Genomic DNA, 26,663 nt, shown 5'->3' with positions numbered 1-26,663 from the left:
ACCCTCGCCAAGCCCGCCCGCCAGGATGATCAACCGAGGGCATCCTCCACTTCGGCGTCCGGCCCTGCCGGCGGCCCCTGCCTGCTTCCGGCGGCAAGCGGCAGAACCAGCCGGGCGACCGTGCCGAAGCCATAGGTGCTCTCGATCTCGATGCGTCCCCCCTGCAGTTCCGCCAGCGCCTTGGCGACGGTCAGGCCCAGGCCGGCGCCTTCGAACCGTCGGGACAGGCCGTCATCGGCCTGAAAAAAGGCCTCCGTCACCCGGTGCAGGCTGTCGGCCGGAATGCCGGGGCCGCTGTCGGTGATGGTGATGGCGCCGGTGCCGTCATCGCGCCGCTCCACCAGCAGCACCACCTCGCCCTCTGCCTCGGTGAACTTGATGGCATTGTCGATCAGATAGTCGAGGGTCCGGACGACCAGCCGGGGATCGCCCAGCATCGCCACCGCCCCGTCGTCGACATGGTCGAGCCGGACCCCGCCACGGCGCGCCCGATCGGCGGCATTGCGCATCACCGACCGGATCGCGGATTGCGTATCAAAATTCTGAAGCTCGCAACGCTCTTCGCCGCCATCGATCCGGCCGAGCCCGATGATCGCATCCACCACCGAGATCAGCCGCCGGCCGGCCCTGGAAATTTCGTCGACATAGCCGTCATAGACATCGGAGCCGAGCGGACCGTGCAGCCGGGCGGTCATCAGATCGGCATACCCCAGCACGGCCGCCAGCGGCGTGCGCAACTCGTGGCTCATCATCGAGATGAAGCGGGATTTCGCCCGGCTGGCGGCATCGGCCAGATCGCGTGCCTCGGCAAGGGCCGCCTGCACCGCAGCGCGTTCCTCGACGTCATGGAAGGTGATGACCAGGGCCGACACGGCAGGCTCTCCGCGCAGGTCACGGATCTGCACGTCACAGGCACGCACCCCTTGTGCGCCCATGTCCATGCGCAGCTCGTCGATCGCCGATCGCTCGCCCCCCGTCACCACACGCTCGAACAAGGCGCGGAAGCGCGGACGATCATCGGGGATGATGACCTGGGCCAGAGGCCGGCTGCGGGCAACGGCGACCAGATCGGCAGGCCCCACCACGTCCTGGACGATGCCATCGACATCGGAAATCACGATCAGATCCGATGCCGTTGCCAGCAGGGCCGACATCCGCCGGCTGCTGAGGCGCAGGGCTTCCGCCTCCCGTTCAGCCAGCAGGGCAAATCTTTTGTCGACGGTCGCAGAGGCGATGATGATGGTCACCACCAGAGCCGCCCCCACCGCGACCAGCACCGCGATCACCTGGGGATGCACGGCATAGGCGGAGGCTTCGAGCCAGAGCAGCCGGCCGAGCGCGATGGTCTGGCCGGGCTCGAAACGGGCCGCCGCCATGCCGGTATAGTGCATGCCGGCAATCGCCACGGCCATGATCGCCGACGCCCCGATCTTCGCCGGAATCGAAACATCCCGGCGCGCGACGGCGAGCGCAGCGGTCGCCGCGACCAGGGCGATGACCACGCTGAGGACAAAGGTCCAGGGCTCGTAAAGCAGGCGGGCGGGCATGCGCATGGCTTCCATGCCCATGTAGTGCATGCCGACGACGCCGGCACCGGTGGCGATCCCTGCGCCGATCAGCGCTGCCCGGCTCTCTCCGGCCTGCGCAACCCAGGCAAGCCCCACCCATGTCATCACGATGGCGACGATCAGGGAGCCGACGGTCAGGTTCAGGTCGTAATCGACCGGAAAGGGCAGTTCATGGGCAAGCATGCCGATGAAATGCATCGACCATATGCCGCCCCCCAGCACGATCGACCCCGCCGTGATCCATGCTGCCCGCATGGCCGGGGTCGCCCCCGGGATCCGGCCGGCCGTCTGCAGCGCCGCGTAGGACGCAAACAGGGCGACCACGACCGAGAGAACGACAAGCCGGGTATGGTAGCCGCTTTCCGCATAATGCCCGCCAGCGCCGTGGACGAACTCCAGAAACATAGGTCAGCCGTCCTTCCGAAGGCCGTCACCGGAAACCCGGCGCAGACGTCGCCATTGCGCCGCGTGTGGTTCCGAAGCGCGATGGGCAGGGCGCGACGGACTATTTTTCATGGCATTCTGCCGGAGGAGAGTAAAGGAAACATGGACGGAGCCCATGACGAATTCAGAAGATCCGGCCCGGATTGCCGCAGCCGTGGCGGCTGCATCGCGGCGCGTGGGGGAAACCATGGCCGGCCGGCGCAGCACCCGCGCCTTCCGGCCCGATCCGGTCCCGCGGGAAACGGTGGAACGGATCCTGGCCCTGGCCGCCCGCGCGCCCAGCGGGTCGAACATCCAGCCCTGGAAGGTCCACGTTCTGGCGGGGGCCGCCCGCGAGCGGGTGGTGACTGCGCTGACCGCAGACCACGCCGCGGGAGCCCCCCGCGCGGCCTGGGGCTATACATACTATCCGGTGAAGTGGCGGGCGCCTTATCAGGATCGCCGGCGGGCGCTGGGCTGGTCGCTCTACGGCCTGCTCGGCATCGGCAAGGGCGATCAGGAACGCATGCAGGCGCAGGAAAGGCGCAACTTCGCCTTCTTCGATGCCCCGGTCGGGCTGATCATCACCATCGACCGTGACATGGAACAGGGATCCTGGGTCGATGTCGGAATTTTCGTGGGCCAGGTGCTGCTCGCGGCCGAGGCCATGGGCCTTCAGACCTGCCCGCAGGCGGCCTTCGCCATGTATGACGGCATCCTGCGCGAAGAAATCGGCTATCCTGAAACCGAACAGGTGGTCTGCGGCATCGCCATCGGCCATGGCGACCCCGACGACGTGACCGCCCGGCTCGAAACCCCACGTGAACCGGTGGAGGGCTTCGCCACCTTCCAGGGTTTTGGCGAATGAAACGAGGCGGCACCGGCACGGGGGCGGGGTCGCCGCCTTCCGCGCCGGAGCCGTGCCTGATCAGGCGGCGTCCCATTCGGGTGCGAAGGACGGATTGATCATCCGGCCATTGCCGCGCAGCGCATCGATCTTCGCCCGGTCGGCATCGCTCAACCGGATGTCGAGTGCGGCCAGATTGGCGCGGATATGGGCTTCGCTGCCGGCCTTGGGGATGGCGCTGACCATGGGCTGGTCGATCAGCCAGCGCAGCACCACCTGCGCCGGCGAGGCGTTGTGCGCCTCGGCGATCTCGCGGATCACCGGGTCGTCGGCGACCTTGCCGCGGGCCAGCGGGCTGTAGGCGGTGACCATCATGCCATGGGCGCGGGCATAGGCCAGCACCGGGTCCTGGTTCAGATAGGGGTGGTATTCCACCTGATCTGCGGCGACGTCCACGCCCAGCTCTTCAACCACGCGCGTCATCAGCGCAACCGGGAAGTTGCTGAGGCCGATCAGCTTAGCCCGGCCGGCCGCCTTCACGCCTTCCAGCGCGCGCATGGTCTCGGCCAGATCGATCTTCGGGTTCGGCCAGTGGATCAGCAGAAGGTCGACCTGATCGACCTGAAGCTTCTTGAGCGACTCCTCCACCGACGCTTCAAGCGTGCCGGCCGCCAGACGCTCATACCAGACCTTGGTGGTCAGGAAGACTTCCGAGCGGTCGATCGCCGACTCGGCGATCGCCTCGCCGACTTCGGCCTCGTTGTCGTAGATCTGGGCGGTATCGATATGCCGGTAGCCAAGGTCGAGCGCGGTGCGCACGGCACGCACGCAGGCCCGGCCGGTGATCTGCCAGGTGCCGAAGCCCAGGGCCGGAACCCGGGCACCCTTGACGTCGATGATGGTCTGGTCAGGCATGGCTCATCTCCGGAAGCGGAAGGATGGTCCGCCGCGTCGGCGCGCGGACGGCACAGGGATAGGGCTTTTGTTCTGATTGCCCCCGATGCGGGGGGAGAGATGGTCCGGCGGCGGCCGCCGTCAATCCAGCGTGACGCCCAGTCGCTCGGCCAGGAAATCGAGACGATCCTGGCCCCAGAAGGGCTCGCCGTCGAAGATGTAGGTGGGCGCCCCGAAGACGCCGGCTTCAATCGCGTTCTCGGTCAGGGCCGCGCGCCTCCGCGCCAGTTCCGCGGTCGCGGCGTCGGCGCGGTCGAGCAGACCCGCATCCAGCCCCTCACGCCGGAGCAGGTCGGCCAGCGTTTCGGTATCCGTGATGTCCCGCCCCTCGGCCCAGACCGCGCCGAGCACGCCGCCGATCAGCCCGGCGGGATCGGCGCCCTCGGCCATGGCCTGCAGCACCAGATGCGCCGCCCGGGTATCGTCGACGGGGAAGAAGCGCGGCTCCAGCTCCAGCGGCACGCCCAGCCGGTCGCGCCAGCGCTTCAGCTCGTACATGCGATAGGTCTGGCGCTGAACCGGGCGCTGTTTCACCGGCACGCCGCCCGATGCGGCGAAGATCTTCGCAAAATCCACCGGGTGCCAGCGAATGACGGCGCGGCCACGATCGGCGATGGCCACGAAGCGGTCATGGCCCAGATAGGCCCAGGGCGACATCAGCGGCAGGTAGCAGTCGACGATCCGTGTCATGAACCGGCTCCGGCAAGGGATGGGGGTGGCCGTCGCGACGATGCCGCCCGCGAGCGGGCTCGCGGGCGGCATCCGGCAGGCGGCGCTTACGGTATACCGTTCAGGCGGGTCGGACAACGTAGCCGATGCGGGGGAAGTGCACGGCGATCTCTCCCAGCTCGGGATCCTCCCGCCGGATGCTGATCCGCCGCCGGCTGACCGCAGTCACTTCGCCCGCCACCGGGTCCTTGCCGAAATCCTCGGGCGTGACGGTCACATGCGTGCCCGGCTGGGGGGCGTTGTCGTCGGCCTCGCCCACCGTCTCGGGCGGCAGCGGGGTCGCCTCGCGGGCGACGGCGAGTGCGGCATCCGGCTCCATCTCGATACGGGTGCCGTGGCGGAACTCGCGCACCCGGCCGTTCCAGGCCTGGGCGTTGAGGTATTCCGCCATCACGCCGCCGACCTTGCGGCCGTTGTTCTCAAGGAACCAGATCGGGTGATAGGCGGCGAAATCCGCCAGACTCGGCTCGTCGCCGAACAGGTAGAGCGTCCCCTGCCCCAGCGCATCGTCGAGCACGGCAAGCGCGTTGTGCAGCTGTTCCTTGAACATCGGCGCCGCGGCCTTCATCCGCTCCACATCGGCCCGCGGCGCGCCGTTCATCCGGGCGCGGTCATCCAGCAGTTCCGGCGGCAGCTTGTCGGCATTGAACGCCATCGCATAACGGACGGCCGGCCAGAACAGCATGCGCTCGGCCCAGAGCGAGAAGGCGACCAGGCCACCCCAGCCGCCGGCGGCGGTGCCGTTCTCAGGGAACAGGGTCGGCTGCGGGTGGCGGCGTTCCAGCTCCTCGGCGATCAGGTTGGTGTCGACATAGACATCGGCCCCGATCTGCATCACCGGCGTGCGGCGATAGCCGCCGGTCAGCGGGGTCAGCTTCGGTTTCGGCGCCCAGATCGGCTGCACCACCGAATTCCAGGTCAGTCCCTTGAAGCCCAGCATCAGCCGGGCCTTCTCGGCAAAAGGCGACGAGTCGTAGTGATGGAGGATGATCTCCGTCATCGTCCTCTCCTGTCTGCGCGACATCCCGGCCACCGGGGGCGGGCCGCCGCAGGTCTGAGCATCCGGACCAGTCTGATCTGGCGACTTTCTCGTTCTGAGAATTCTATCCGTCGGTCATTATACCCATGGTTTATTTTCTCGCCAGTGACGGCGCGGCTCAGTCTTCGGCGATGCGCGGCGGCAACGGGATGGGCCGCACCCGCTCGAAGGCCCGCGCCACCCGCAGAACCAGCGCGTCCGCGCCCACGGGCCCCACGATCTGCAGACCGACGGGCAGGCCATCGCGATCGAAACCGCAGGGGATGGAGGCCGCCGGCTGACCGGTCAGGTTGAACGGATAGGTAAAGGGCGTCCAGTCGTTCCAGGTGGTCGCCGCCGGGTCGCCCGGATGGTTCCGCCCGGCTTTGAAGGCGGTATCGGGCAGGGTCGGCGTCAGGATCACGTCGAAGCGGCGATGCAGCCCGGCCATGTGCTGGGCCAGCCCCGCCCGGCGGAACTGGGCCTGGGCAAGTGTCACGGCATCGAATCCCTGGCCGATGGCCGCCGCCGCCACCAGGGTCTGGTCCAGCCGGCGGCGCTGATCATCGCTCATGCCCGACGCCATCACCGCCGCACCGGTCGTCCAGATGATCTGGAAGATACGCCGGGTTTCGGGCAGATCGACGGTCACCGGCTCGATCACCGCGCCTTCGGCACGGAACACGTCGACCGCCGCATCGACCGCCGCAGCCACGTCGTCATCCACCGGCTCGTCGTTGATCGTCGCGGCATAGCCGATGCGGAGCCCGCTTACGCCCTCCTCAAGCCCGGCGGTGAAGTCCTCGACAGGAAAGGGCTTCGCATACCAGTCGCGCGCGTCGGGCCGGGCCAGCACTGCCAGCATCAGTGCCGCGTCGCGGACCGTACGGGTCATCGGCCCGACATGGGAAACGCTGGACAGGGGGCTGGCCGGCCAGGCAGGCACCCGGCCGAAGCTGGGCTTCAGGCCGAAGATACCGGTGAAGCTTGCCGGAATCCGGATCGACCCGCCGCCGTCGGTGCCGATATTGAGCACGCCGAGCCCGGTTGCCGCCGCCACCGCCGCCCCGCCAGACGAACCGCCGGGGGTGCGGTCGCTGTCCCAGGGGTTGCGGGTGATGCCGGCCAGCGGGCTGTCGGTCACGCCCTTATGGCCGAATTCGGGGGTGGTGGTCTTGGCGGTGAACACCGCCCCGCTCTCGCGCAGACGGGCCACGGCGGGCGAGTCTTCATCCCAGTCCTGCCCCGGATCGACCGCACGGCTGCCGCGCAGCGTCGGCCAGCCGGCCGAGAGCAGCAGATCCTTGATGGTCGCCGGCACCCCGTCGAGCGGGCCGGCCGGCTCGCCCGCGATCCAGCGCAGTTCCGATGCCCGCGCCTGGGCACGGGTGGTCTCGGGATCGATGAAGGCGCAGGGATTCAGCTGCGGCTGAACCTCGGCGATGCGGGCAAGACAGGCCTCGGCCACCTCCACCGGCGAAACCCGGCGGGCGGCATAGGCCTCGACGAGCGATGATGCGTCGGCGAAGCAGAGATCGTCGGGCAGGCTCATGATCGTCGGCCTTTCGAGGGGGGAGAGGAGGTACTCACTGAAAAGGCACTCAGGAACCCGGTTCGGGGTCGTCCTCGTCGAGTGGCGGGCGACGCCAGCCGATGGCCGCAATCTCGGCCGCGATCCGGCCGGCAAGCTCGGCACCGGGCCCCTGGGCATCGGGCTGATCGGGCAGCACCCGGCCGCCATCGGCGATCCGCAACAGGCTGCGGGCGACCGCAGCGAACAGGGCCTCGGGCGTGCCCGGGTCATCCAGCACGCCGGCAGCCCCCGCCGCCAGCAGGCCCGCGGCCAGCACCGCCGGCGGCCGGTCGCCTTCGGCCGCCACCACCAGCAGCCGGCGTGCCGGCAGCCGCTTGAGCAGGGCGCGGATCTCGTCTTCCGCCGCCGTCAGCGGACGACGCAGCGGCATCACGATCAGCCTGTCGGGGTGGTCGGCCAGCTGCACCGGCAGATCCGAGGCCGTCACTTCGATCGGCGGGGAGGTGGTCACGGAGGAAAGGCCCGTGCGCCATGCGGCGGCGGCCAGCGCATCACCCTCGGGTCTGACCAGCAGAACCTGCGGCAGGCCAGGCATCACCGTCTCATCTCCCGGGCTCCGCAGCGGCCAGCCCCTGCGCCAGCCGCCGGGCCAGACCGTCGATGGCGCTGCGGGCATCGGCAAACCAGGCCGTCATGTGCAGAAAGCCGTGGAACATGCCTTCGGCGCAGTGATGATCGGCGGCGACACCGGCCGCCCTCAGCGCGGCGGCATAGGCCTCTCCCTCGCTCTGGAGCGGGTCGAAACGCGCGGTCAGGACATGGGCGGGCGGCAGGCCCGCCAGGTGCGGCGCATGGATCGGGGACAGCCGCGGGTCTTCCAGCGACACCGCATGGTCGGGAATGTAGCAGGCGCGGAACCAGCGCAGCAGCCGCTCGGTCAGGAACAGCCCCTCGCCCGGCTTCTTCTCCCGCGTCTCCCCCGTTCCGAGATCGGTTGCGGGATAGATCAGCAGCTGGAACACCGGCTGCACCACATCGCCGGCATCGCGGAGGGCGATCGCGGCCGCCGCGGCCAGATTGCCGCCGGCACTGTCGCCACCGATCGCGAGCCGGGCCGGGTCGAGCCCGAGTTCGGGCGCGCGTTCGGCCAGATCGCGGAAGGCCGCGACCGCATCCTCGAACCCGGCCGGAAACGGATGTTCGGGCGCCAGACGGTAGTCCAGCGAGATGACCACGGCAGCCGATCCGATCGCCAGCCTGCGGCAGATGTCGTCATGAGTATCCAGATCGCCCAGCACCCAGCCGCCGCCGTGAAGGAACAGCAGGGCCGGCGCCGGGCTTCCGTCGCAGCCATCCGGTCGATAGATTCGCGCCGGCCGGTCGCCATCCGCCCCTTTCAGCACCATCGCATTCACCGTCACACCACCCTGCGCGGGGCCGCGGAAGCGGAGCATGGTGTCGCGGAACAGCGCGCGCGCCTCCCCCAGCGCCATCTGGTCATAGGGAGGTGGCGGGCTTGCGCGCAGCATGTCGATGAACAGCTGTGCCTGCGGATGCAGACCATCGAAAGTGAACACCGGCGCTCCCCTGGCTGGTCTCATGACCTGCCGATGATCCGGCGAGGTCGCCTCCGGCGTCAAGCCGGCAGTCCACGACCTCGCCGCACCGGAGAACGGCCGCCGCTCAACGGCCGTCGAAAACCGGCGCCCGCTTCTCTCCGAACGCCCGTCTTCCCTCGACATAATCGCCGCTGGCGAAACAGGCATCGACCGCCAGATCGGCCGCCTCGGCCATGGCCGGATCGCCCAGCAGCACATGTTCGACCGACAGCTTCGCCGCCATGATCGTCAGCGGCGCCAGCCCGGCCAGCATCTGGGCCCGCTCGGTGACGACATCGGCCAGCGCGACATGCGGCACGACATCCGACACCAGCCCCCAGGCCAGCGCCTGGCCTGCATCCAGCCGGCGGGCCGAGACCACCATCTCGCGGGCCCGGGCCGGACCGACCGCGGCCGCAAGCCGGGCGAGCGCCTCGCGGCCATAACCGACACCCAGCTTCGCCGCCGGAATCGCAAACACCGCGTGGTCGTCACAGATCCGGATGTCGCAGGCGAGCGCAAGGTTGAGCCCGCCGCCGACGCAGGCGCCGTGGATCATCGCGATCACCGGCAGCCGGCTGCGGGCGATGCGGTGCAGCACCGACCGGGTGGCATCGGCATAGGCCTGAACGCCCGCCGGGTCGGACCGTTCCTGGTCGAAGCGCGAAATATCGGCGCCGGAGGCAAAGGCGCGGCTGCCCTCGCCCCGGATCACCAGGGCGCGGATACCGCCATCGGCCGAAAGCTCATCCAGCGCCTGCGCCATGGCATGCCACATATGCAGGCCGATGGCGTTGCGCCGGTCGGGATTGTCGATGACCAGGGTGGCGACCGCGCCCTGGGTGTCGACGCGGATGCGCCCGGCTTCGGGCATGGACATATGCGTGTTTCCCCTCGATCGAGGACAGTGACGGACCGATCAGATCAGATCAGATGACGCCCCGGTCCCGCAAGCCGTCGATCGCATCCGCCGTCAGACCCAGATCGGCCAGCACCCGCCCGGTATCGGCCCCGAGTGCCGGCGGCGGCCCGGCAATGCCCCCCGGCGTGGCGGTCAGCGTGACCGGCAGGCGCAGCAGTGCGGTCGTGCCCGCCGCATGGCCCGGAAGGTCGACGGGTGCGGCAAGTTTCAGATGGCGGACCTGTTCGTCGGCGAAGACCTGGGCCATGTCGTTGATCGGCCCGGCCGGCACGCCGGCCTCGTTGAACATCCGCGTCCAGTCTTCCGCGGTCCGGGACGTCAGCCGTTCGGCAATGAGCGCGTTCAACCGGTCGCGATTGGCCAGCCGCGCGTCGCGATCGGCGAAATCGGGGTCGGCCACCAGATGGTCCAGCGCCGCAACCCTGCAGAAGCGCTGCCAGATCACCTCGCCCGCCACCGCCAGATTGATCGGCCGGTCGGCGGTCGGGAACACGCCGGTCGGGATCGAGGTCGGGTGGTTGTTGCCGGCCTGGGCCGGTACCTCACCCTCGACCAGGGTACGGGCCGCCTGGAAATCCATCATGAAGACCTGGGCTTCCAGCAGCGACGTGTGCAGCCACTGGCCCTCGCCGGTCGCCCGCGCATGCAGCAGGGCCGCCAGGATGCCCAGCGCACAGAACATCCCCGCCGTGAGATCGGCCACCGGGATGCCTGCCCGCACGGGCCCCTGCCCCGGCAATCCGGTCACCGACATCAGCCCGCCCATGCCCTGGGCGATCTGGTCGAAGCCGGGCCGTCCGGCATAGGGCCCGTCCTGGCCGAAGCCCGAGATCGAGGCCATCACCAGGGCCGGGTTGATCGGCTTCAGATCCTCCCAGGCAATGCCCAGGCGCTGCTTCACATCGGGGCGGAAATTCTCGATCACCACATCGGCACGCGCGACCATGCAGCGGAACAGGTCCCGCCCCTCCGGCGCCTTCAGATCCAGCGTCATGCTGGCCTTGCCGCGGTTCAGGTTGGCGAAATCGCTGCCCTCGCGCCCCATCATGCCGTCGCCGCCCGACGCGGTTTCGGGCGGCTCTATGCGGATCACCCGGGCCCCCCAGTCGGCGAGCAGGCGCGTCGCCGCCGGGCCCGAACGCACCCGCGACAGATCGAGCACGGTCAGCCCGGCGAGGGGGCCGCGCGGAGCCCCCTCGCCTGCTGCCCGTGCCGTCGGATCCTGATCAGGAAACTCCGGCATAGCGCTTCCACAGCTCCATCAGCTTGGCACCGTCCTCGCCATGGGCATCGACATAGCCCTGATAGATCGGCTTCATCAACTCGTCGATGCGGGCGCGATCTTCGGCCGTGAGATCCTGGCTCACCTTGGCCTGCTTCTTGATCTCGGCATAGAGCTTGTCCTGCTCGGCCTTGAAGTTCTCGGTCGACCAGGTGATGGTCTCGGCCACGGCCTGCTCCACCGCCTTCTGCTGTTCGGCATCCAGAGCCTGCCATTTGCGGCCGTTCATGATCAGCAGATAGGGCGAGCGCACCAGATTGGCATCGACATGCACCGGTGCAACGGATGCCAGATTGTTATTCACATAGGACGACCAGGTGGTGGCGATGCCGTCGACCGTGCCGGTCTGAAGCGCCAGGAACTGCTCGGCGGCACTCATGAACACGATCGAGGCACCCATGGCGCGCAGCGCCTCGTCGGACAGGCCGCCGGCGCCGCGGATCTTGCGGCCGTTCATGTCGGCGACGCTCTCGATCGGGTCGCGCATGAACATGCCGACATCGCCCGAGCTGTTGATCACGCCCAGCATGCGCACGCCGAACCGGCCGAGCGAACGGTCGATGACCTCGCGGACCTCCGGATCGGCCGCGAACTTCGCCTGGGCGGCATCGTCATAGCTCTTGGGCGGGAATGGCAGGGTGAAGATGTTGAGCAGCTTGGCCTGGCCGGTGATATAGCCCGCATAGATCGAATACATGTCGACGGTGCCCTGAGCCGTCGCCTGCAGCCCTTCGCGCCCCTTGACCAGGCTCTCGGCCGGGAAGACCTCGACCTTGATCGTCTTCGACAGGGCCTGGACCCGGTCGGCCAGATACTGGGCGGTCCGCCCGCGGAAATCTTCGGTTGCGAAGTAATGGCCGAAGCGGAGCGTCACCTCGGCGGCACCGGCCGCACCGGCAGACATCAGGGCGAGGGTCGCGGCGGCGACACCGGCGGCGAGCCGGGCGCGCAGCCGCGGGCGACGCGGGCGACGCGCATTGGTCCGGAACAGGGGCATGGCGTGTCCTCCCTTGGGACGGATTCGGATGTCGTTGGATCTTGGGCCGGCCGCCGGATCGGACGGCTGCCGGCCGGAAGGCGTCAGCGGATGAAACCGGTGACGAGTTCGGGGAAAAGGCAGAGCACCACGATCACCGCCGCCAGCAGCCCCATGAAGGGCAGCGTGCCGCGCACCACCTGGGCGATGCTGGTGCCGGGCAGGCAGGATTTGGCGACATAGAGGCAGAGCCCGACCGGGGGCGTGATCACCGCGAAAGACATGTTCACGATCAGCACCATCGCGAACCAGACCGGGTCGAAGCCCAGCTTGATGATGGTCGGATACACGATCGGCATGGTGATCAGGATGATCGAGGTGACCTCCAGGAACATGCCGAGCACGAAATAGGCAACCATCAGCAGGGCGAAGACGGCCCAGCGTGACAGGCCCATATGCAGCACCCAGTCGCTGAGCCCCTGGGGCACGCGCAGCAGGCCCAGCAGATAGCCGAACAGCATGGCGCCGATCAGCACGAACATCACCATGCACGAGGTGCGGGTGGCATTGACCAGCGCGGTGCGGAAGGCCGGCCAGCTGAGCTTGCCCGAAACGGCCGCCAGCAGAAGCGCACCGATCACGCCCACCGCCGCCGCCTCGGTCGGCGTGGCGATACCGGCATAGATGCTGCCGATGACGGCCACGATCAGTACGATCGTCGGGCCGGCAAGACGGATGGAGGCCAGGCGTTCCGCCCAGGTGAAGCGCGGCCGCGGCGCATCGGGCTCGATGCCGTGGCCGAGCGAGACGGCCACCGTGATATAGAGGCAGAAAGCCGCGATGATCAGCGCACCCGGCACCAGGCCGGCCAGGAACAGATCGGCGATCGGGGTTTCGGTCACCACGCCGTAGAGGATCAGCGGCAGGCTGGGCGGGATGATCATGCCCAGCGCGCTGGAGGCGGCGACCGTGCCGGTCGACATCTCACGCGTATAGCCGCGGCGGACCATTTCGGGGATCGCCACGCCGCCGATCACCGCCGCAACACCGACACCGGTGCCGGCGACGGCGCCGAAGGCGGCACAGGCGACCACGCCGGTCATGGCAAGGCCGCCGGGCAGCCGGCCGAGCCAGCGCTCGATCGCAAGGAACAGGTCGCGGCCGATGCCGGTGAAGCTGATGATCTCGCTCATCAGGATGAAGAGCGGCACCGCGGTCAGCACGAATTCCGAGGTCGCCCCCCAGCTGATGTTGGAGAGCGCGGTCAGCGCCCCCGCATCGCCGAAGGCGAGCAGCCCGGCCAGCGTCGCGCCCGAGAGCGCGAAGCCGATCGGTACCGCGAAGAAGACGAAGCCCAGCAGCAGGACGAGCGCGACGACGCCACCGGTCATGACCGCACCTCGCGCGCCGCAGCGCCGCCGGTCAGGCGGCCGGCCGCATCAAGTGCCCCGGCCAGGGCCGACAGCGTCAGCACCGCCGCCCCGACCGGGATCGCCGCCTGCGGCAGCCAGAGCGGGGTTGCGAGCATGGTCGGGCTTTCCCAGCCGAAATCCCAGCTGTCATAGGCCATCCAGGCACCGGTCCAGGTCATGGCGGCACCCACGGCACCGGCGATCAGGTTGCCGAACAGCGCCAGCGCCGCCCGGCCCCGCGGCCCGGTCATCTCTTCCAGCATCTCCATGCGGACATGGCCGCCCTGGCGCAGAACCCAGCCGCCGGCAAGGAAGGTGGTTGCGACCAGCAGGTAGCCGCTGACCTCGTTCACCCAGATCGTCGGCCGGCCGACGACATAGCGGGCGACCACCTCGTAGAACACGAACACCGCCAGGCACATCACCAGCACGGCCGAGAGTGCAAAGGCGGCACGGGCCAGGCGGTCGGCGCCGGCCAGGATCACTTTCATGAAGGTCCTCCCCGAGGATCGCCGCCGGTTTCCCCGGCCGGCTTCGTGATGAACATCAGTGTAGGCGGCACCGATCAAAGTGTATATACTTTTCTGAATACGGGATGCATTGCAGCGCAAAAGGAATACTGTTGCGCCGCACCCGAAGCCGCGACACTTTGGGCGACAACAGTTTTGGATGTGCAGAGGCATGCACCCGCGAACCGGATCCGAGGCCCGATGACCGAGCAGACCCGCCCACGCCGACCGACGATTGCGGAGAGCGTTCAGAAACGCCTGGCCGACGACATCCTGTCGGGCGAGCTGCCGCCCGGCTCCGTAATCGAGGAGACTCATCTTGCGGAACGCTATGGCGTGTCTCGCACGCCGGTACGCGAAGCCGTGCGGCGGCTGGCGGAAAGCGGTCTGATCGAAACCCGGCCCCGGCAGCGCGCCGTGGTCGCACGGCTGACCATGTCTTCGGTGCTGGAGATGTTCGAGGTGATGGCAGAGCTGGAAGGGCTCTGCGCCCGCCTCGCTGCCCGCCGGATCACGGAACGCGGCCGTGCCGCCCTGCAGCAGGCCTGCGCCGAGGCCCATACCGAGGCGGTGCAGGGTGATGTGAACGCCTATTACGAGATCAACGAGCGCTTCCACGAACTGATCTACGAAGCGGCTCACAACCGCTATCTGGAGCAGGAAACCCGCCGCCTGCGCGACCGGCTGCGCCCTTATCGCCTGCATCAGGGCCGCAGCCCCGGCCGGCTCGGCCGGTCCGACGGCGAACATGCCGAGGTAATGGCCGCAATCCTGGCGGGCGAGGCCGACCGCGCCGCCGATCTGATGCGCGCCCATGTCGTCATTCAGGGCGACGTGCTCCGCGACTTCATCCTTCGCCCGCCGCCCGGCCTTGCCGAGACCGGCTGAGTTTTCCGTTCAACCGGACGTCCTCCCCACAGATCCCCTCCCGGAAGGCAGACAGATGACCGACCAGACCCCGGCCGCCGATACCCCGGCGGTCACGCTCTCCCTCGACCGCGGCGTCGCGGTGCTGGAGATCCGCAACCCGGCCAAGCGCAACGCCGTCAGCTACGGCATGTGGGTGGCGATGGCCGGGCATCTGGCCGGGCTCCGCGACATGAAGCCCGGCGAGCTGCACGCCGTGGTCGTCCGCGGCCATGGCGAGCGCGCCTTCGTCTCGGGCGCGGATCTCAGCGAATTCAACGAGGCCCGGTCGGGCACCGAGGGACCGAAGCGCTACGATACGGCGGTCGAAGCCGCATCGGCCGCACTGGAGGCGATGCCGGTGCCGACCATCGCGCTGATTCACGGCGCCTGCATCGGTGCCGGCATGGGTGTGGCGCTGGCCTGCGATCTGCGCTATGCCGACGAGCGCGCGACCTTCGGCATTCCGGCCGCGCGGCTCGGCATCGGCTATCACGAAACCGGCGTCCGGCGGCTGGTCGATGCGATCGGCGCCGCCCCCGCCCGCGAATTGCTGATGACCGCAAAGCGCTATGACGCCGTCGAGGCGAAGGCGCTGGGGCTGATCAATGCCGTGCTGCCCGTCGAGGCACTCGACGGCCATGTGGAGGCGATCCTCGATACGCTGCGCGAGAATGCGCCGCTCTCGATCCGCGCCTCGAAATGCTCCGTGCGGGCCGCCACGCGCCCCGAGGACGCCGCGGCCGTCACCGCCGCCCGCACCGCGATCGCCGCCTGCAATGCCAGCGCCGACTATGCCGAGGGCCTGACCGCGCTCTCGGAACGCCGCGCACCGGCCTTCACCGGCAACTGACGCCCCAGACATCGCCCGCATCACCACCGGAAGCCCTCAGCCGATGACCCGTACCCTGCATGCCCTCCTCGACGCGGGACTTGCCCGCAACCCCGACGCGGTCGCCATCCGGAGCGGCGATGGCGACCCGGTGACCGCGCGGGCGCTTGGGGTACGGGCCTCAGGTTTCGCCGCAGCGCTGGCGGCGGCGGGTGTCCGGCCGGGCGACCGGGTGGCGGTGCGGGTGGAGAAGAGCGTTGACGCCATCGCCCTCTTCCTCGGCACGCTCCGGGCGGGTGCGGTGTTCCTGCCGCTCAACACCGCCTACACCCCCGCCGAGCTTGGGCCCCTGCTGGCGGACGCCGCCCCCCGGATCTTCGTCACCGACCCGGCCGCGGTGGATCAGTGCCGCCCGGCAATGCCCGAAACGACCACGCTGCGCACCCTGGGCACCCGCGGCGAGGGTGACCTCGCCGCGGCGGCCGAGGCCGCCATCGCAGGCGGCGTGACGGCACCGGCGCCCGATCTCGGGCCCGACGATCCGGCGGCCATGCTCTACACCTCCGGCACCACCGGCCGGCCCAAGGGCGCGCTGCTCAGCCACGAGAACCTGCGCAGCAATGTCGAGACGCTGTGCACCGCCTGGGGCATGACATCGTCCGACGTGCTGCTGCATGCCCTGCCGCTCTTCCATGCCCATGGCCTGTTCGTCGCCGCCGGCACCATTCTCGCCGCCGGCGGCCGGATGATCCTGCTGCCCCGCTTCGAGGCCGAGGCCGTCCGCGCCCATCTGGCCGAGGCGACGGTGTTCATGGGCGTGCCGACCTTCTATGCCCGCCTGCTCGACCTGCCCGGCTTCGGCGCCGCCGACTGCCCGATGCTCCGGCTTGCAACCGCCGGCTCGGCCCCGCTCGGCCCCGATCTGTTCCGCCGCTTCCAGGCCGCCACAGGCCACGCCATACTTGAGCGCTATGGCGCGACCGAGATGAGCATCGTGGTCTCGAACCCGCTCGACGGCGAGCGCCGCCCGGGCAGCATCGGCTATCCCCTGCCCGGCATCGAGGCACGGGTGGCAGGCACCGGAGACACGCCTCTGCCGGCGGGCGAGACCGGCGAGCTGCAGATCCGCGGACCGGCGGTGTTCCGCGGCTACTGGCGCCGCCCCGAGGCGACAGCCGAGGCCTTCACCGCCGACGGCTTCTTCCGGACCGGCGATCTCGCCCGGGCCGAGCCCGACGGGCGGCTGTCGATCGTGGGGCGGTCCAAGGACCTGATCATCACCGGAGGCTACAACGTCTATCCGCGCGAGGTCGAAATCCTGCTCGACGACATGGAGGGTGTGGGGGAAAGCGCGGTGATCGGCCTGCCCCATGCCGATTTCGGCGAAGCGGTGACCGCCGTGATCGAACCGGCGCAAGGGGCGACCCGGCCCGAGGAAGCCCGGATCCTGCGGGCCCTGCGTGCCGGCCTCGCCGCCTATAAATGCCCGAAGCGGGTGCTGGTGGTGGACCGGCTGCCCCGCAACACCATGGGCAAGATCGAAAAAGCGCGGCTGCGCAGCGAGCATGCCGATCTCTATGTCGCGGTGCAAAAAAAGTGACGTGCGCCGCATCCGGATGGATCGATCCCGTGTAACATGATTGAGTCACCTCGTGCCGGCTTGGCCTTCCCGTCGGAAACCGACTAAGTTGGCGCGGAGATGAGGCAGTCAGCCGGGAGAGGTGCATGCCGACAGGCGCCGGACCGCGTCGATCCGACGCTTCCGACATCCCAGAGACCGATTGGCCGGAGGCCAGCTGGACCGACGGCCCCAACGGGCGCAGGCTCGTGGCCCGGGGCAACTGGACGACCACGCGGCTCGACCGGATCGAGCGGATCCGGCGAGGCAAGGAGCCCCCTGCCGGCGAGATCGATATCGGTGACGTCACCGCCATGGATGCCAATGGCGGGCTGATGCTGCTGACGCTCGCCGGCGTGTCTGAGGCCCCTGAACAGGGCAATGGCAGGCTGGCGGTCGCCGGTGGCCATGATCGCCATCGCGACCTGCTGAAGACCTTGATGCCGGCGGCCACGGTGGATTGCGGCACCCGCCGCCGCGCCGGCGGCTTCCTCGGCATGGTCGAGACACTGGGTCGCGCCACGATCGGTGCGCTCAAGGAAGCGCGCGACCTGATCGCCTTCATCGGCCTCGTGACCATCGCGCTGATGCGCACCGTCTTTCAACCCCGCCGCATGCGCTGGACGGCGCTGATCAGCCATATCGAGCGCACCGGCCTGGACGCCATGCCGATCGTGGGGCTGCTGGGCTTCCTGATCGGCGTGGTGCTGGCCTATCAGGGGGCGGACCAGCTCCGCCAGTTCGGCGCCGAGATCTTCACCGTCAATCTGGTCGGTGTCGGCGTGCTGCGCGAGATGGGCATCCTGTTGACCGCAATCATCGTCGCCGGCCGTTCGGGCAGTGCCTTCACGGCCGAGATCGGCTCGATGACCCTGAATGAAGAGGTCGATGCGATCCGCACGCTCGGTCTCGACCCGGTCGATATCCTGGTGATGCCGCGCATGCTGGCGCTGATCATCACCCTGCCGCTGCTGACCTTCTTCGCCGACATGATGGGCATTTTCGGCGGCGCGGTGATGGCGCTGCTCGCCCTCGACATCTCGTTTTCGCAGTATTTCCGCCAGCTCGGCACGGCGGTCACGCTGACCACCTTCATGGTCGGCATGGTCAAGGCGCCGATCTTCGCGGCCATGATCGCGGTCATCGGCTGCTTCCAGGGCCTGCGGGTCGGCCGCTCGGCCGCGGCCGTCGGCCGGGCGACCACCACCTCTGTGGTCGAAGGCGTGTTCGTGGTGATCCTGCTCGACGCGCTGTTCTCGGTCCTGTTCTCGATCCTGGGGGTGTGAGGACATGACCGACCGCACACGCAAACCATCCGGGGAACCGATCGTCGAGGTCGAGGGTCTGGTGACCCGCTTCGGCAGCACCGTCATCCACGACCATCTGAGCTTCACCGTCGATCGCGGCGAGATCATGGGCGTGGTCGGCGGCTCGGGCTCCGGTAAATCGGTGATGCTGCGCACCATCCTGGGCCTGATCCATCCGGCCGAGGGCCGCATCCGCCTGCTGGGTGAAGAGATCACCGGATCGGACGATGCCGCCCGCAGCCGCCGCCAGCGGCGCATGGGCATGCTGTTCCAGGACGGCGCGCTGTTCAGCCAGCTGACCATCGCTGAAAACGTCGCCATGCCGCTGATCGAGCATGCCAGGATCCGGGCCGAAACCGCGCACCGGCTTGCCATCGAAAAGCTGGTGCTGGTGGGGCTCAAACCCGGCGATGGCGGCAAGCTGCCGTCGGAGCTGTCGGGTGGCATGCGTAAGCGTGCCGGCCTCGCCCGCGCGCTGGCGCTGGATCCCGAGCTTCTGCTGCTCGACGAGCCCACGGCCGGCCTCGATCCGATTTCGGCCGAGGGCTTCGACCAGCTGATCCTGGATCTCAATCACGCGCTGGGGGTGACGGTCATGCTGGTCACCCACGATCTCGACACCCTGCATGCCATCTGCGACCGGGTCGCGGCACTGGTGGACAAGCAGATCCGCATCGCGCCGATCGCCGAGCTTGCCCGCGATCCGCATCCATGGCTGCAATCCTATTTCGGCGGGCCGCGCGGCCGCGCCGCGCTCAGGGCAACGGAGATGCCGCGGGCTTCGGCCGGCACTCCCGCCCCCCAGGCGCGGCCCGATGCGCCGCCGGCCCGTTGAACACCGGGGACGAAACCGATGGAAACCCGTGCCAATCATCTGATCGTCGGCAGCTTCGTGCTGGTCCTGCTCATCGGGCTCGTGGGCTTCGTGCTCTGGGTGGCGGGCAGCCGCACCGACCAGTCCTACACCCAATACGACATCTTCTTTGCCCAGGCGATCACCGGCCTCAGGACCGGTGATCCGGTCAGCTATCGCGGCATTCCGGTGGGGCAGATCTCGTCGATCCGCATCGCGCCCCAGAACCCGGATTACATCCTGGTCACGGCCGACATTGCCGAAAACACGCCGATCGGCCCCAATACCGTGGCGACGCTCGCCCTGCAGGGCATCACCGGCGGCGCCTATATCCTGCTCGACACCGATGATTCCGGTGCGCTCGCAACCATGGGGGTGCGCGCCGAAAGCCCCAGCGGCCACCGGGTGATCCCGTCCAAGGCCTCGCGAATCGACCAGATCATCGCCGGCGCCCCCGATCTGATCTCGCGCGCCATCACCCTGCTCGACCAGGCGAACGAGGTCTTCGGACCGGAAAACCGGGCCATGATCACCGCCACGCTGTCGGATCTGAAGACGGTGAGCGGGGCGATCGCGCAGAACCCCGAGCGGCTCGACAAGGTGATGGCCGATGCCGAGGCGACGGTCGCCGCCGCCCGGGCGGCCGCCGAGCGCTTCGACGGCATGATGACGAAGCTTGAAGGCACGGCCGGTAATCTCGACAGCCAGCTGAGCCGGACGCTTACCGAGCTGCGGACCACCGTCGGCAATGTCGACCAGGGGGCCACGGCCCTGCTCACCGAGCTGCGCGGCACCAACCGCAACCTCAACAGTCTGATCGACGAGAACCGCACGCCGATCAACGACTTTACGTCCAACGGCCTCTATGAACTGACGGCGCTGCTGGCAGAGGCCCGCAGCCTCGTCACCACCTTGAACAGCCTCGCCGTGCAGATCGAGCGCGACCCGCAGCGCTTCCTGCTCGGCGGCCAGCAACAGGGATATACCCCCGGTGACTGACGCGACCGCACCCCAGATCAACCGTCGCGCCGTGTTGCGGACCGGCATGCTCGCCGCAGCCGCGGCACTTGCCCTCTCCGCCTGCTCGCCGGGCTCGCTGCTGCTCGGCGATCCGCCGCAGCTCTATCGTCTGACCGCGCCGGAACAGATCCCGGGCGTGGCGACCGGCGGCCCGGACTGGCAGCTTTCGGTCGAACGGCCCACATCCTCGGCTGCCCTCGACACCTCGCGGGTGGTGTTGCAACGCGGGCGGTCGGAAATCGGCTATTTCGCCAGGGCCAACTGGACGGATCGCACCACCGGCATGATGCAATCGCTGATGGTCGATGCCTTCCTGAATGCCCGCTCGCATGTCTCGGTGGCACCGGCCTCGGTCGGGCTCCGGCCCGATTTCACCCTGCAGTCGGAACTGCTGAACTATCAGGCCCAGTATCCGGCCGACGGGACCGGGGCGCCGGTGATCCGGCTGGAGGTCAACACCCGGCTGGTGACCATGCCCGACCGGCGGATCGTGGCCCAGAAACGGTTCGAGATCCGCCAGCCGGCGGTGACCGACGGCGTCCAGCCGGTGATCAATGCCTTCGACGCCGCAACCGACCAGTTCCTGCAGGAGCTGGTGATCTGGGCGATCGATGCCGGCACGGCGGCCCTGCCGCCACGCTGAACGATGCCGATGATGTAAAACCCATGCAGGAGGTGGCGATGAGCGGCATGATCCAGGGCCTGGTTCCGACGCTCGCCGCTGCCGCCGGCGGCTGGGGCCTTGCCCGCTATGCAATCGCCGCCGCCACTGCCCGCAATGAAGGTCGCACGGGGCCGGTCAGGACCCGGATCGATCACCTCCGCCGCCTGATCATCCGCGGCCGCCGGGCGGCCACGGCCGAAGAGGATGCCGAGGCCTGGCAGCATCATCGGGACCAGCGGGATGCGGATGCGGGCATGATCGCACCCGACCCGGACGGCTTCGGCTGGACGCCGCCCGCCTCCCCCGGCCGCGCCGCGATCATGGCCGGGCTGCTGGCCGCTCTCGCCGTTCTGGTCGGCCTGTTGATCGGCTCTCCCGCGCCCCCCGCACAGGTCGCGATCCTTGCCGCCGGCTGTGCCGCCCTCGGCGCCGCCGACCTGCTGCAGGGTCGCCTGCCCGACCCGCTGACCTGGGGCCTGCTGACCATGGGCCTGCTCGCCTCTCCCGACGATGCCGCCCTTGGCGAGCGCGCACTCGCCGCGGCCGCAGGCTTCGGCGGCATGTGGCTGGTGGCCATCGCCTACCGGCTGGGGCGCAGGCGCGACGGCATCGGCATGGGCGATGTGAAACTGGCGGCCGCCGGCGGTGCCTGGCTGGGGGCGGCCCTGCCCTGGGGGCTGGCGCTGGGCGCCGCACTCACCGTCGCCCTGGCGGGGCTGCTTGCGGTCAAGGTTTCGGCCGACCGCCGCCTGCCTTTCGGGCCAGGACTTGCCGCCGGCATGGTCATCCTGTTCCTGGCGGCGCCCGCCCTCGGCTGATGCCGCAGATCAGCCGGCGGCGTGTCTGGCGACCAGCCCGGTCACATCCTCCAGCCGCTCCAGCACCAGATCGGCGGCCGCGGCAACCGTGGGGTCGATGCGCGCCCCACCCTTTACCACCACGGCAAGTCCGGCCCCGCCCGAACGCGCCAGCGCCACGTCGTGCAGGCTGTCGCCCACCACCGCCACGGCCGATGCCGGGCGGCCGATCACGGCGGAGAAGGCGGTCAGCATGCCAGGCCCCGGCTTGGCCCCATGGCCGCTGTCATAGCCGGCAACGAAATCCAGATAGCCGTGCAAGCCGCACTGGTCGACCAGCGCCTCGGCGCCCGCGGCGCTGTCATTGGTGGCGATGCCGAGCCGGATGCCGGCCGCGCGCAATTCGCCGAACAGCACCGGCAGGTCGCAGACCGGCCGGGCTGCGCCGGCGCCGAAGCTCACGAACATGCGGTCGATCTCTCGCGACAGCCGCAGCACATCGGGCTGCCCGGGCAGGAAGGCGGCCCAGGCGCGCGCCAGGCTGATGCTGTCGCCCATGGCAAACAGCGAGCCGGGCAGCACCCGGTCGGTTTCGGGATCATGCCCCGCCGCTTCCAGCAGGCGATGGGCCAGACGGAGATCGCCTCGGGCCAGACGTTCGGCGACCCGGCGATTGACAGGGCCCCAGCTGGCATCGAAATCGACCAGCGTGCCGTCCTTGTCGAACAGGATCGCTTCGATCCTGGGCCGTTCCGCCCCGATGGTCATGGCAGGTGCCCCCTCCCCCTTGGTTCCCATCCCGGTCCTGGTCTTGTCGCCGGACCATGCCCGAGGCGGGCCACGGGATCAAGCCTGCGTCCCGCGCATGGCTGCGGGGACCACTCATCACCAGGCTTGCGATACCGGCGGCAGACGGCCCACAATCCGGGGGCATACCTGCCCCGGCGTGATCGCCCGGCACCAATCGCTCCCGGACCCAAGCCCCCCATGGCCCGCAACCGGCTGAAGCCGCTCGCGCGTGCGCTCGCCGCACCCGCCTATCGCCAGTATACGATCGGCAATGCCACCTCGCTGATCGGCATGTGGGTACAACGCCTCGCCATCGGCTGGATGGCCTGGAAGCTGACCGGCTCCGGCGCCTGGCTGGGGGTGCTCGCCATGTGCGAATTGCTGCCGACCGTCATCCTGAGCCCCGCGGTCGGCGCGCTGGCCGACCGGCTGGACCGCCGCCGGCTGATCATCGCAACCCAAAGCCTGATGCTGATCCAGTCGCTCACCGCCTTCACCCTGGTCGCGACCGGGCTGATCACCATCGGCTGGCTGGTGGCGCTGGGGCTGGTGTTGGGCGTGGTCACCGCCTTCGGCCAACCGGCACGGCTGGCGCTGGTGCCCGAACTGGTGCCGCGCGACGACCTGCCGGCCGCCGTGGCGCTGAATGCCAGCCTGTTCAATCTGGCACGCTTTCTGGGCCCGGCGATCGCCGCCCCGCTTCTGGCGCTGGAGGACGGCACGGCCGCTTTTGCCGCCTATCCGCTGACGCTGATCCTGTTCCTGGTGCAGCTGATCCGCCTGCGCGTACCCGCCGCGGAAAATGCCGGTACCGGCCGCGCGCGCACCGCCACCCGCCCCGGCCTGATCGCCGATTTCCGCGACGGCCTGGCCTTCGCCGTGCGCCATGCCGGCATCGGCCCGCTGCTCGCCCTGCTCTGTTTCGCGAGCCTCGGCGCCCGCGCTTTGCCCGAGATCCTGCCGGCCCTGGCCGATGGCCATTTCGGTGCCGGCGCCGGCGGCTATGCCGCCTTCACCGCGGCCATCGGCATCGGGGCGCTGGCGGCAGGGCTGTGGATGGCGATCGGCGCCGGAGAGCGGCGCCTGGTGCAGGTGGCGGTGGTGGCGACCGCCCTCGGCGCCGCCGGCACCGCGCTTTCGGCCCTGGCCCCGACAGAGCCGGTCGCAATCGCCCTGCTGACCCTGGTCGGCTTTGCCATCACCTCCAACGGCATCTCGATTCAGACCCTGCTGCAACTGCATGCGCCGCCGGACCGCAGGGGGCGGGTGATCGGGCTCTATCTGGTGGTGATGCGCGGGGTGCCGGCGCTGGGTGCGCTCGTCATCGGCAGCGCCGCCGATCTGGTCGGGATCACCCTGCCCCTGCTTGCCGCCGCCCTGATCGCGGCGGCGGGGGCGGCACGTGCCTGGACCCGCCTGCCGCGAATCGAGGCCGGCCTTGCAGGAAGTGCCGCCTCGGGCCGGAGCGAGAGCTGAGCCTCGCTCCGGCCCGGGTCTCAGTGCGCAAAGAGCACGGGCAGCGGCGAGCGGTGCAGCAGGTCGTTGGTGACGCCGCCGAAGATCATCTGCCGGAAGCGGCTCTGGGTATAGGCGCCCTTCACGATCAGATCGGCACCCATGGCATGGGCCTCGGCGATGATCACCTCGGCGACGCTGCGGTCGCCCTCGTCGAGGGTGCGTGCGCCGGCGGCCACGCCGTTGCGGGCCAGATGCCGCGCCAGTTCTTCCGCCGATGGTCCCGGCACCATGCCCCCCTTCACCGCCAGCACCAGCACTTCGTCGGCGGTGGTGAGCCAGGGCATCGCCATCGCCACGCATTGCGCCGTCTCGGTGCTGCCGTTCCAGGCGACCAGAACCTTGCGGCCAAGCTCGGTGCGCGGGGCCTGCGGGGTGACCAGAACCGGCCTGCCGCCGTCGAACAGCACCGCCTCTGCGGTCACCCGCCAGAGATCGCGCGCCGGATCGTCGGGGCGCGCCACGATGGTCAGGTCGAAGACCCGCGACTGATGGCCGACCACCTCGGCTTCCTGGCCCGAGAGTTCGCGCCACGACGCGGTCGGACAGCCCAGGGACGCGCCGCCCGCATCGATCTCGGCCTTCTGGATGCCGAGCCGGGCGACCGTCTCCTCATAGACCTTGCGCACCCGCTCGGCCATGTTCTGCCAGCGATTGCCCATCTCGACCAGATAGTCAGACGGGATGACCAGGCCGTCACCGGCCAGGATCTGCGGGTCGTGGCGGATCAGCAGGGCTTCGATGTGGCTCTTGAAATGCTGCGCGACGGAATGGGCGGTCTCAAGCGCCACGGCGTCGCCATCGTCGCCATGCATGGGGACCAGTATCGTCTTCATCAGCCGGCTTCCCTCGTTCCAAGGTGTCAGACGCTCCGGGACCCCGGGGCATCCGGTGTCGCGCGCCGGAGCCCCCGGCACCGCAGACGAAGATCCCGCAGGGGCGCGCGGGCCGGGCAGGCTCCGGAGCCGAAGTTTAGCGCCCGGGCCGGCCCTGCGCCACGGTCGACGCCGAAATTTGCGGCGGTGTCACGGATCGATACCGGCTCGTCAAAAAATCGACACGCAATCGGACTATGGTGCGCCGGATCAGGGAGCGGGACGGGCCTCCGTCGCAACCGGGATCGGTCGCCACCGCAGGTGGTGCGGTCCCGTCTTTGCGAATGATCGGTGACGTGCGATGCTATCCGACGCAGCGTACGGCGTTTCGGGGAGCGGGAGAGCCGACGTGCACCGGCAATCCGTCGACGGGAGATTTTCGCCGGCCGCTGAAGTCACCCTCCGCAGCCCCTGCCCAAGACAGCCCTTCGGGCCGGGACAGACGAACCGGCACCGGATCCAGACTGCGTTCGAGAGGAGCCGACGATGACCGACAAGGTCGATGCCAATTCCGTTGCGGCCGGGACCGCCGCCGCGGCCCGTGCCTTCACCCGCCGCGGCCTGCTCAAGGCTTCGGCCCTCGGCGGCGCCGCCCTCGCCCTCACGGGTCCGGCGATCCTGAACCCGGCCCGCGCGGCGGGCGGCGAGGTCCGGATCTTCGCCTGGGCCGGCTATGTCACCGACGAAATGCTGGCTGCCTTCAAGTCGGCCACCGGCATCACCCCGGTGCGCACCGAATACGGCACCAATGACGAGCTGCTGAACCAGCTCCGCGCCAGCCAGGGCGGCGGTTTCGACATCATCTGGCCGACGGTCGACCGCGTGCCGAATTATGTCGAGTTCGAGCTGGTGCAGCCGATCGACGAGGGCAAGGTCGCCTTCGACCGCCTGCTGCCCGCCACCGTCTCCGGCTCGGCCGGCATGGGCGGCGTGATCGGCGGCAAGCGCTATATCGTGCCGATCGACTGGGGCACCGAGGCACTGACCTTCCACAAGCAGCAGGCGCCGCTGGAATACGGCAAGGCCAGCTTCGGCGATCTGTGGAAGCCGGGCTTTGCCGGCAAGGTCACCGTCCGCGCCCATTCGGCCCTGGCCGGCCTGGGTCTCTGGCTCGAAGCCGAAGGCAAGCTGCCCGCGCCCTATCGCGACAGCTTCAAGGACGAGGCCACGATGACGAAGAACTACGACGTCATCATCGCCGAAGCCATCAAGCACAAGAAGAATGTCGGCCAGTTCTGGAGCAACGAAAACGAGGCCCAGGGCGCTTTCCGTGCCAATGGCTGCGTGATCGGCCAGACCTGGGATTCGTCGTCGCTGGCCCTGTCGAAGGAAGGCCTGCCCTTCGGTTACATCGCGCCCAAGGAAGGCGCGCTGGCCTGGATGGAAGGCGTGTGCCTCACCTCCAAGGCGCCGAATCTCGACAACGCCTATGCCTTCATCAACTGGCTGCTGACCCCGGAAGCGGGCGCGATGCTGGCCAATCACATGGGCTACAACTCCACCGTCAAGGGCGCCGACGCGCTGCTGACGCCCGAGAACAAGGCCTTCTTCGCCGCCGCCTATCCGGGCGACGCGCTGGACAAGCTGTGGTGGTGGCCGGTGCAGGAAAGCTGGTTCGTCGCCAAGCGCAACGGCTATCAGGACCAGTTCCTGTCCGCCTGAGCCGGAACGGCCTGAAGCGGCGCCCCCTGACCGGGGCGCCGCTTTCGGATTCC

General features: G+C 69.2%; 25 protein-coding genes. 11 read left to right on the top strand and 14 right to left on the bottom strand.

Features of this window, described 5'->3' with window-relative positions; translation table 11 throughout:
* Nucleotides 1-29 precede the first annotated feature (29 nt).
* Nucleotides 30-1,973: an MHYT domain-containing protein gene (locus P7L68_RS15085; protein ID WP_372006446.1), complete on the bottom strand. Its 1,944-nt coding sequence runs from the start codon at nucleotides 1,971-1,973 to the stop codon at nucleotides 30-32.
* A gap of 226 nt (nucleotides 1,974-2,199) precedes the next feature.
* On the opposite strand from P7L68_RS15085, the gene P7L68_RS15080 reads away from it, so the two are divergent.
* The gene (locus P7L68_RS15080; protein WP_372006853.1) at nucleotides 2,200-2,859 is read left to right on the top strand and encodes a nitroreductase family protein; all 660 of its coding nucleotides are present in this window, start codon (nucleotides 2,200-2,202) and stop codon (nucleotides 2,857-2,859) included.
* A 60-nt stretch (nucleotides 2,860-2,919) separates the two neighbouring features.
* Here P7L68_RS15080 and P7L68_RS15075 read toward each other — a convergent pair whose 3' ends face one another.
* From P7L68_RS15075 to P7L68_RS15025, 11 genes are all read right to left on the bottom strand, one after another.
* Nucleotides 2,920-3,753, bottom strand: a complete 834-nt coding sequence (locus P7L68_RS15075) for an aldo/keto reductase (protein WP_372006445.1) — start codon at nucleotides 3,751-3,753, stop codon at nucleotides 2,920-2,922.
* A 120-nt stretch (nucleotides 3,754-3,873) separates the two neighbouring features.
* Nucleotides 3,874-4,482, bottom strand: coding sequence for a 2-hydroxychromene-2-carboxylate isomerase (locus tag P7L68_RS15070; protein ID WP_372006444.1), 609 nt, complete (start codon nucleotides 4,480-4,482; stop codon nucleotides 3,874-3,876).
* A gap of 100 nt (nucleotides 4,483-4,582) precedes the next feature.
* Nucleotides 4,583-5,521, bottom strand: a complete 939-nt coding sequence (locus P7L68_RS15065) for a glutathione S-transferase family protein (protein ID WP_372006443.1) — start codon at nucleotides 5,519-5,521, stop codon at nucleotides 4,583-4,585.
* A gap of 157 nt (nucleotides 5,522-5,678) precedes the next feature.
* Nucleotides 5,679-7,091 carry an amidase gene (locus P7L68_RS15060; protein WP_372006442.1) on the bottom strand — a complete coding sequence of 471 codons (1,413 nt, stop codon included), beginning with the start codon at nucleotides 7,089-7,091 and terminating at the stop codon, nucleotides 5,679-5,681.
* A 49-nt stretch (nucleotides 7,092-7,140) separates the two neighbouring features.
* Nucleotides 7,141-7,668: a hypothetical protein gene (locus tag P7L68_RS15055; RefSeq protein ID WP_372006441.1), complete on the bottom strand. Its 528-nt coding sequence runs from the start codon at nucleotides 7,666-7,668 to the stop codon at nucleotides 7,141-7,143.
* Between the two features lie 7 nt (nucleotides 7,669-7,675).
* Complete coding sequence (locus P7L68_RS15050; RefSeq protein ID WP_372006440.1) at nucleotides 7,676-8,650, bottom strand: alpha/beta hydrolase; 975 nt, start codon at nucleotides 8,648-8,650, stop codon at nucleotides 7,676-7,678.
* A gap of 106 nt (nucleotides 8,651-8,756) precedes the next feature.
* Complete coding sequence (locus tag P7L68_RS15045) at nucleotides 8,757-9,551, bottom strand: enoyl-CoA hydratase (protein WP_372006439.1); 795 nt, start codon at nucleotides 9,549-9,551, stop codon at nucleotides 8,757-8,759.
* Between the two features lie 49 nt (nucleotides 9,552-9,600).
* The gene (locus P7L68_RS15040; RefSeq protein WP_372006438.1) at nucleotides 9,601-10,836 is read right to left on the bottom strand and encodes a CaiB/BaiF CoA transferase family protein; all 1,236 of its coding nucleotides are present in this window, start codon (nucleotides 10,834-10,836) and stop codon (nucleotides 9,601-9,603) included.
* Entirely contained in the window at nucleotides 10,820-11,872 is a 1,053-nt protein-coding gene (locus P7L68_RS15035; protein ID WP_372006437.1) for a TRAP transporter substrate-binding protein, read from the bottom strand. Before P7L68_RS15035 ends, P7L68_RS15040 begins: the two co-directional genes overlap by 17 nt.
* A gap of 83 nt (nucleotides 11,873-11,955) precedes the next feature.
* Nucleotides 11,956-13,242, bottom strand: a complete 1,287-nt coding sequence (locus tag P7L68_RS15030) for a TRAP transporter large permease (RefSeq protein ID WP_372006436.1) — start codon at nucleotides 13,240-13,242, stop codon at nucleotides 11,956-11,958.
* Nucleotides 13,239-13,754 (bottom strand): TRAP transporter small permease subunit, encoded by a 516-nt coding sequence (locus tag P7L68_RS15025; RefSeq protein WP_372006435.1) that lies wholly within the window; start codon nucleotides 13,752-13,754, stop codon nucleotides 13,239-13,241. Before P7L68_RS15025 ends, P7L68_RS15030 begins: the two co-directional genes overlap by 4 nt.
* Before the next feature lie 219 nt (nucleotides 13,755-13,973).
* Between P7L68_RS15025 and P7L68_RS15020 the strand changes: the two genes are divergently transcribed.
* The 8 genes from P7L68_RS15020 to P7L68_RS14985 all read left to right on the top strand — a co-directional run bounded on the left by P7L68_RS15020 (nucleotide 13,974) and on the right by P7L68_RS14985 (nucleotide 21,790).
* Nucleotides 13,974-14,660: a GntR family transcriptional regulator gene (locus P7L68_RS15020; protein WP_372006434.1), complete on the top strand. Its 687-nt coding sequence runs from the start codon at nucleotides 13,974-13,976 to the stop codon at nucleotides 14,658-14,660.
* Between the two features lie 55 nt (nucleotides 14,661-14,715).
* The gene (locus tag P7L68_RS15015; protein ID WP_372006433.1) at nucleotides 14,716-15,531 is read left to right on the top strand and encodes an enoyl-CoA hydratase; all 816 of its coding nucleotides are present in this window, start codon (nucleotides 14,716-14,718) and stop codon (nucleotides 15,529-15,531) included.
* 43 nt (nucleotides 15,532-15,574) lie between these two features.
* On the top strand, nucleotides 15,575-17,110 hold the full coding sequence (locus tag P7L68_RS15010; RefSeq protein WP_372006432.1) for an AMP-binding protein: 1,536 nt from the start codon (nucleotides 15,575-15,577) through the stop codon (nucleotides 17,108-17,110).
* Between the two features lie 125 nt (nucleotides 17,111-17,235).
* Nucleotides 17,236-18,414, top strand: a complete 1,179-nt coding sequence (locus tag P7L68_RS15005; protein ID WP_372006431.1) for an MlaE family ABC transporter permease — start codon at nucleotides 17,236-17,238, stop codon at nucleotides 18,412-18,414.
* Between the two features lie 4 nt (nucleotides 18,415-18,418).
* Nucleotides 18,419-19,270, top strand: coding sequence for an ABC transporter ATP-binding protein (locus P7L68_RS15000; protein WP_372006430.1), 852 nt, complete (start codon nucleotides 18,419-18,421; stop codon nucleotides 19,268-19,270).
* Nucleotides 19,271-19,288: 18 nt separating this feature from the next.
* A complete protein-coding gene (locus P7L68_RS14995; protein ID WP_372006429.1) occupies nucleotides 19,289-20,287 on the top strand; it encodes an MlaD family protein in 999 nt (332 codons plus the stop codon).
* A complete protein-coding gene (locus P7L68_RS14990) occupies nucleotides 20,280-20,951 on the top strand; it encodes an ABC-type transport auxiliary lipoprotein family protein (RefSeq protein ID WP_372006428.1) in 672 nt (223 codons plus the stop codon). The genes P7L68_RS14995 and P7L68_RS14990 overlap by 8 nt, the downstream gene beginning before the upstream one ends.
* Nucleotides 20,952-20,989: 38 nt before the next feature.
* Nucleotides 20,990-21,790, top strand: a complete 801-nt coding sequence (locus tag P7L68_RS14985) for a prepilin peptidase (RefSeq protein ID WP_372006427.1) — start codon at nucleotides 20,990-20,992, stop codon at nucleotides 21,788-21,790.
* Between the two features lie 9 nt (nucleotides 21,791-21,799).
* Here the strand turns inward: P7L68_RS14985 and P7L68_RS14980 are convergent, their stop codons facing one another.
* On the bottom strand, nucleotides 21,800-22,537 hold the full coding sequence (locus P7L68_RS14980) for an HAD family hydrolase (RefSeq protein WP_372006426.1): 738 nt from the start codon (nucleotides 22,535-22,537) through the stop codon (nucleotides 21,800-21,802).
* 219 nt (nucleotides 22,538-22,756) lie between these two features.
* Here P7L68_RS14980 and P7L68_RS14975 point away from each other — a divergent pair, with 219 nt between their 5' ends.
* Nucleotides 22,757-24,034: an MFS transporter gene (locus P7L68_RS14975; protein ID WP_372006425.1), complete on the top strand. Its 1,278-nt coding sequence runs from the start codon at nucleotides 22,757-22,759 to the stop codon at nucleotides 24,032-24,034.
* Between the two features lie 20 nt (nucleotides 24,035-24,054).
* Here the strand turns inward: P7L68_RS14975 and P7L68_RS14970 are convergent, their stop codons facing one another.
* Complete coding sequence (locus P7L68_RS14970; RefSeq protein ID WP_372006424.1) at nucleotides 24,055-24,909, bottom strand: universal stress protein; 855 nt, start codon at nucleotides 24,907-24,909, stop codon at nucleotides 24,055-24,057.
* 525 nt (nucleotides 24,910-25,434) lie between these two features.
* Here P7L68_RS14970 and P7L68_RS14965 point away from each other — a divergent pair.
* Nucleotides 25,435-26,610 carry an extracellular solute-binding protein gene (locus tag P7L68_RS14965; RefSeq protein WP_372006423.1) on the top strand — a complete coding sequence of 392 codons (1,176 nt, stop codon included), beginning with the start codon at nucleotides 25,435-25,437 and terminating at the stop codon, nucleotides 26,608-26,610.
* The last annotated feature ends 53 nt before the right edge of the window (nucleotides 26,611-26,663 follow it).

Source organism: Tistrella mobilis (assembly GCF_041468085.1).
Classification (GTDB): domain Bacteria; phylum Pseudomonadota; class Alphaproteobacteria; order Tistrellales; family Tistrellaceae; genus Tistrella; species Tistrella mobilis_A.
Note: the sequence above shows the minus strand (reverse complement) of the source record. Positions and strands in the feature narration are given on the sequence as shown.

Excerpts from the sequence above, each read along its gene's own strand:
- P7L68_RS15085 (WP_372006446.1), bottom strand. The coding sequence starts at position 1,973 with ATGTTTCTGGAGTTCGTCCACGGCGCTGGCGGGCATTATGCGGAAAGC.
- P7L68_RS15080 (WP_372006853.1), top strand. The coding sequence starts at position 2,200 with ATGGCCGGCCGGCGCAGCACCCGCGCCTTCCGGCCCGATCCGGTCCCG.
- P7L68_RS15075 (WP_372006445.1), bottom strand. The coding sequence starts at position 3,753 with ATGCCTGACCAGACCATCATCGACGTCAAGGGTGCCCGGGTTCCGGCC.
- P7L68_RS15070 (WP_372006444.1), bottom strand. The coding sequence starts at position 4,482 with ATGACACGGATCGTCGACTGCTACCTGCCGCTGATGTCGCCCTGGGCC.
- P7L68_RS15065 (WP_372006443.1), bottom strand. The coding sequence starts at position 5,521 with ATGACGGAGATCATCCTCCATCACTACGACTCGTCGCCTTTTGCCGAG.
- P7L68_RS15060 (WP_372006442.1), bottom strand. The coding sequence starts at position 7,091 with ATGAGCCTGCCCGACGATCTCTGCTTCGCCGACGCATCATCGCTCGTC.
- P7L68_RS15055 (WP_372006441.1), bottom strand. The coding sequence starts at position 7,668 with ATGCCTGGCCTGCCGCAGGTTCTGCTGGTCAGACCCGAGGGTGATGCG.
- P7L68_RS15045 (WP_372006439.1), bottom strand. The coding sequence starts at position 9,551 with ATGTCCATGCCCGAAGCCGGGCGCATCCGCGTCGACACCCAGGGCGCG.
- P7L68_RS15040 (WP_372006438.1), bottom strand. The coding sequence starts at position 10,836 with ATGCCGGAGTTTCCTGATCAGGATCCGACGGCACGGGCAGCAGGCGAG.
- P7L68_RS15035 (WP_372006437.1), bottom strand. The coding sequence starts at position 11,872 with ATGCCCCTGTTCCGGACCAATGCGCGTCGCCCGCGTCGCCCGCGGCTG.
- P7L68_RS15030 (WP_372006436.1), bottom strand. The coding sequence starts at position 13,242 with ATGACCGGTGGCGTCGTCGCGCTCGTCCTGCTGCTGGGCTTCGTCTTC.
- P7L68_RS15025 (WP_372006435.1), bottom strand. The coding sequence starts at position 13,754 with ATGAAAGTGATCCTGGCCGGCGCCGACCGCCTGGCCCGTGCCGCCTTT.
- P7L68_RS15020 (WP_372006434.1), top strand. The coding sequence starts at position 13,974 with ATGACCGAGCAGACCCGCCCACGCCGACCGACGATTGCGGAGAGCGTT.
- P7L68_RS15015 (WP_372006433.1), top strand. The coding sequence starts at position 14,716 with ATGACCGACCAGACCCCGGCCGCCGATACCCCGGCGGTCACGCTCTCC.
- P7L68_RS15010 (WP_372006432.1), top strand. The coding sequence starts at position 15,575 with ATGACCCGTACCCTGCATGCCCTCCTCGACGCGGGACTTGCCCGCAAC.
- P7L68_RS15005 (WP_372006431.1), top strand. The coding sequence starts at position 17,236 with ATGCCGACAGGCGCCGGACCGCGTCGATCCGACGCTTCCGACATCCCA.
- P7L68_RS15000 (WP_372006430.1), top strand. The coding sequence starts at position 18,419 with ATGACCGACCGCACACGCAAACCATCCGGGGAACCGATCGTCGAGGTC.
- P7L68_RS14995 (WP_372006429.1), top strand. The coding sequence starts at position 19,289 with ATGGAAACCCGTGCCAATCATCTGATCGTCGGCAGCTTCGTGCTGGTC.
- P7L68_RS14985 (WP_372006427.1), top strand. The coding sequence starts at position 20,990 with ATGAGCGGCATGATCCAGGGCCTGGTTCCGACGCTCGCCGCTGCCGCC.
- P7L68_RS14980 (WP_372006426.1), bottom strand. The coding sequence starts at position 22,537 with ATGACCATCGGGGCGGAACGGCCCAGGATCGAAGCGATCCTGTTCGAC.
- P7L68_RS14975 (WP_372006425.1), top strand. The coding sequence starts at position 22,757 with ATGGCCCGCAACCGGCTGAAGCCGCTCGCGCGTGCGCTCGCCGCACCC.
- P7L68_RS14970 (WP_372006424.1), bottom strand. The coding sequence starts at position 24,909 with ATGAAGACGATACTGGTCCCCATGCATGGCGACGATGGCGACGCCGTG.
- P7L68_RS14965 (WP_372006423.1), top strand. The coding sequence starts at position 25,435 with ATGACCGACAAGGTCGATGCCAATTCCGTTGCGGCCGGGACCGCCGCC.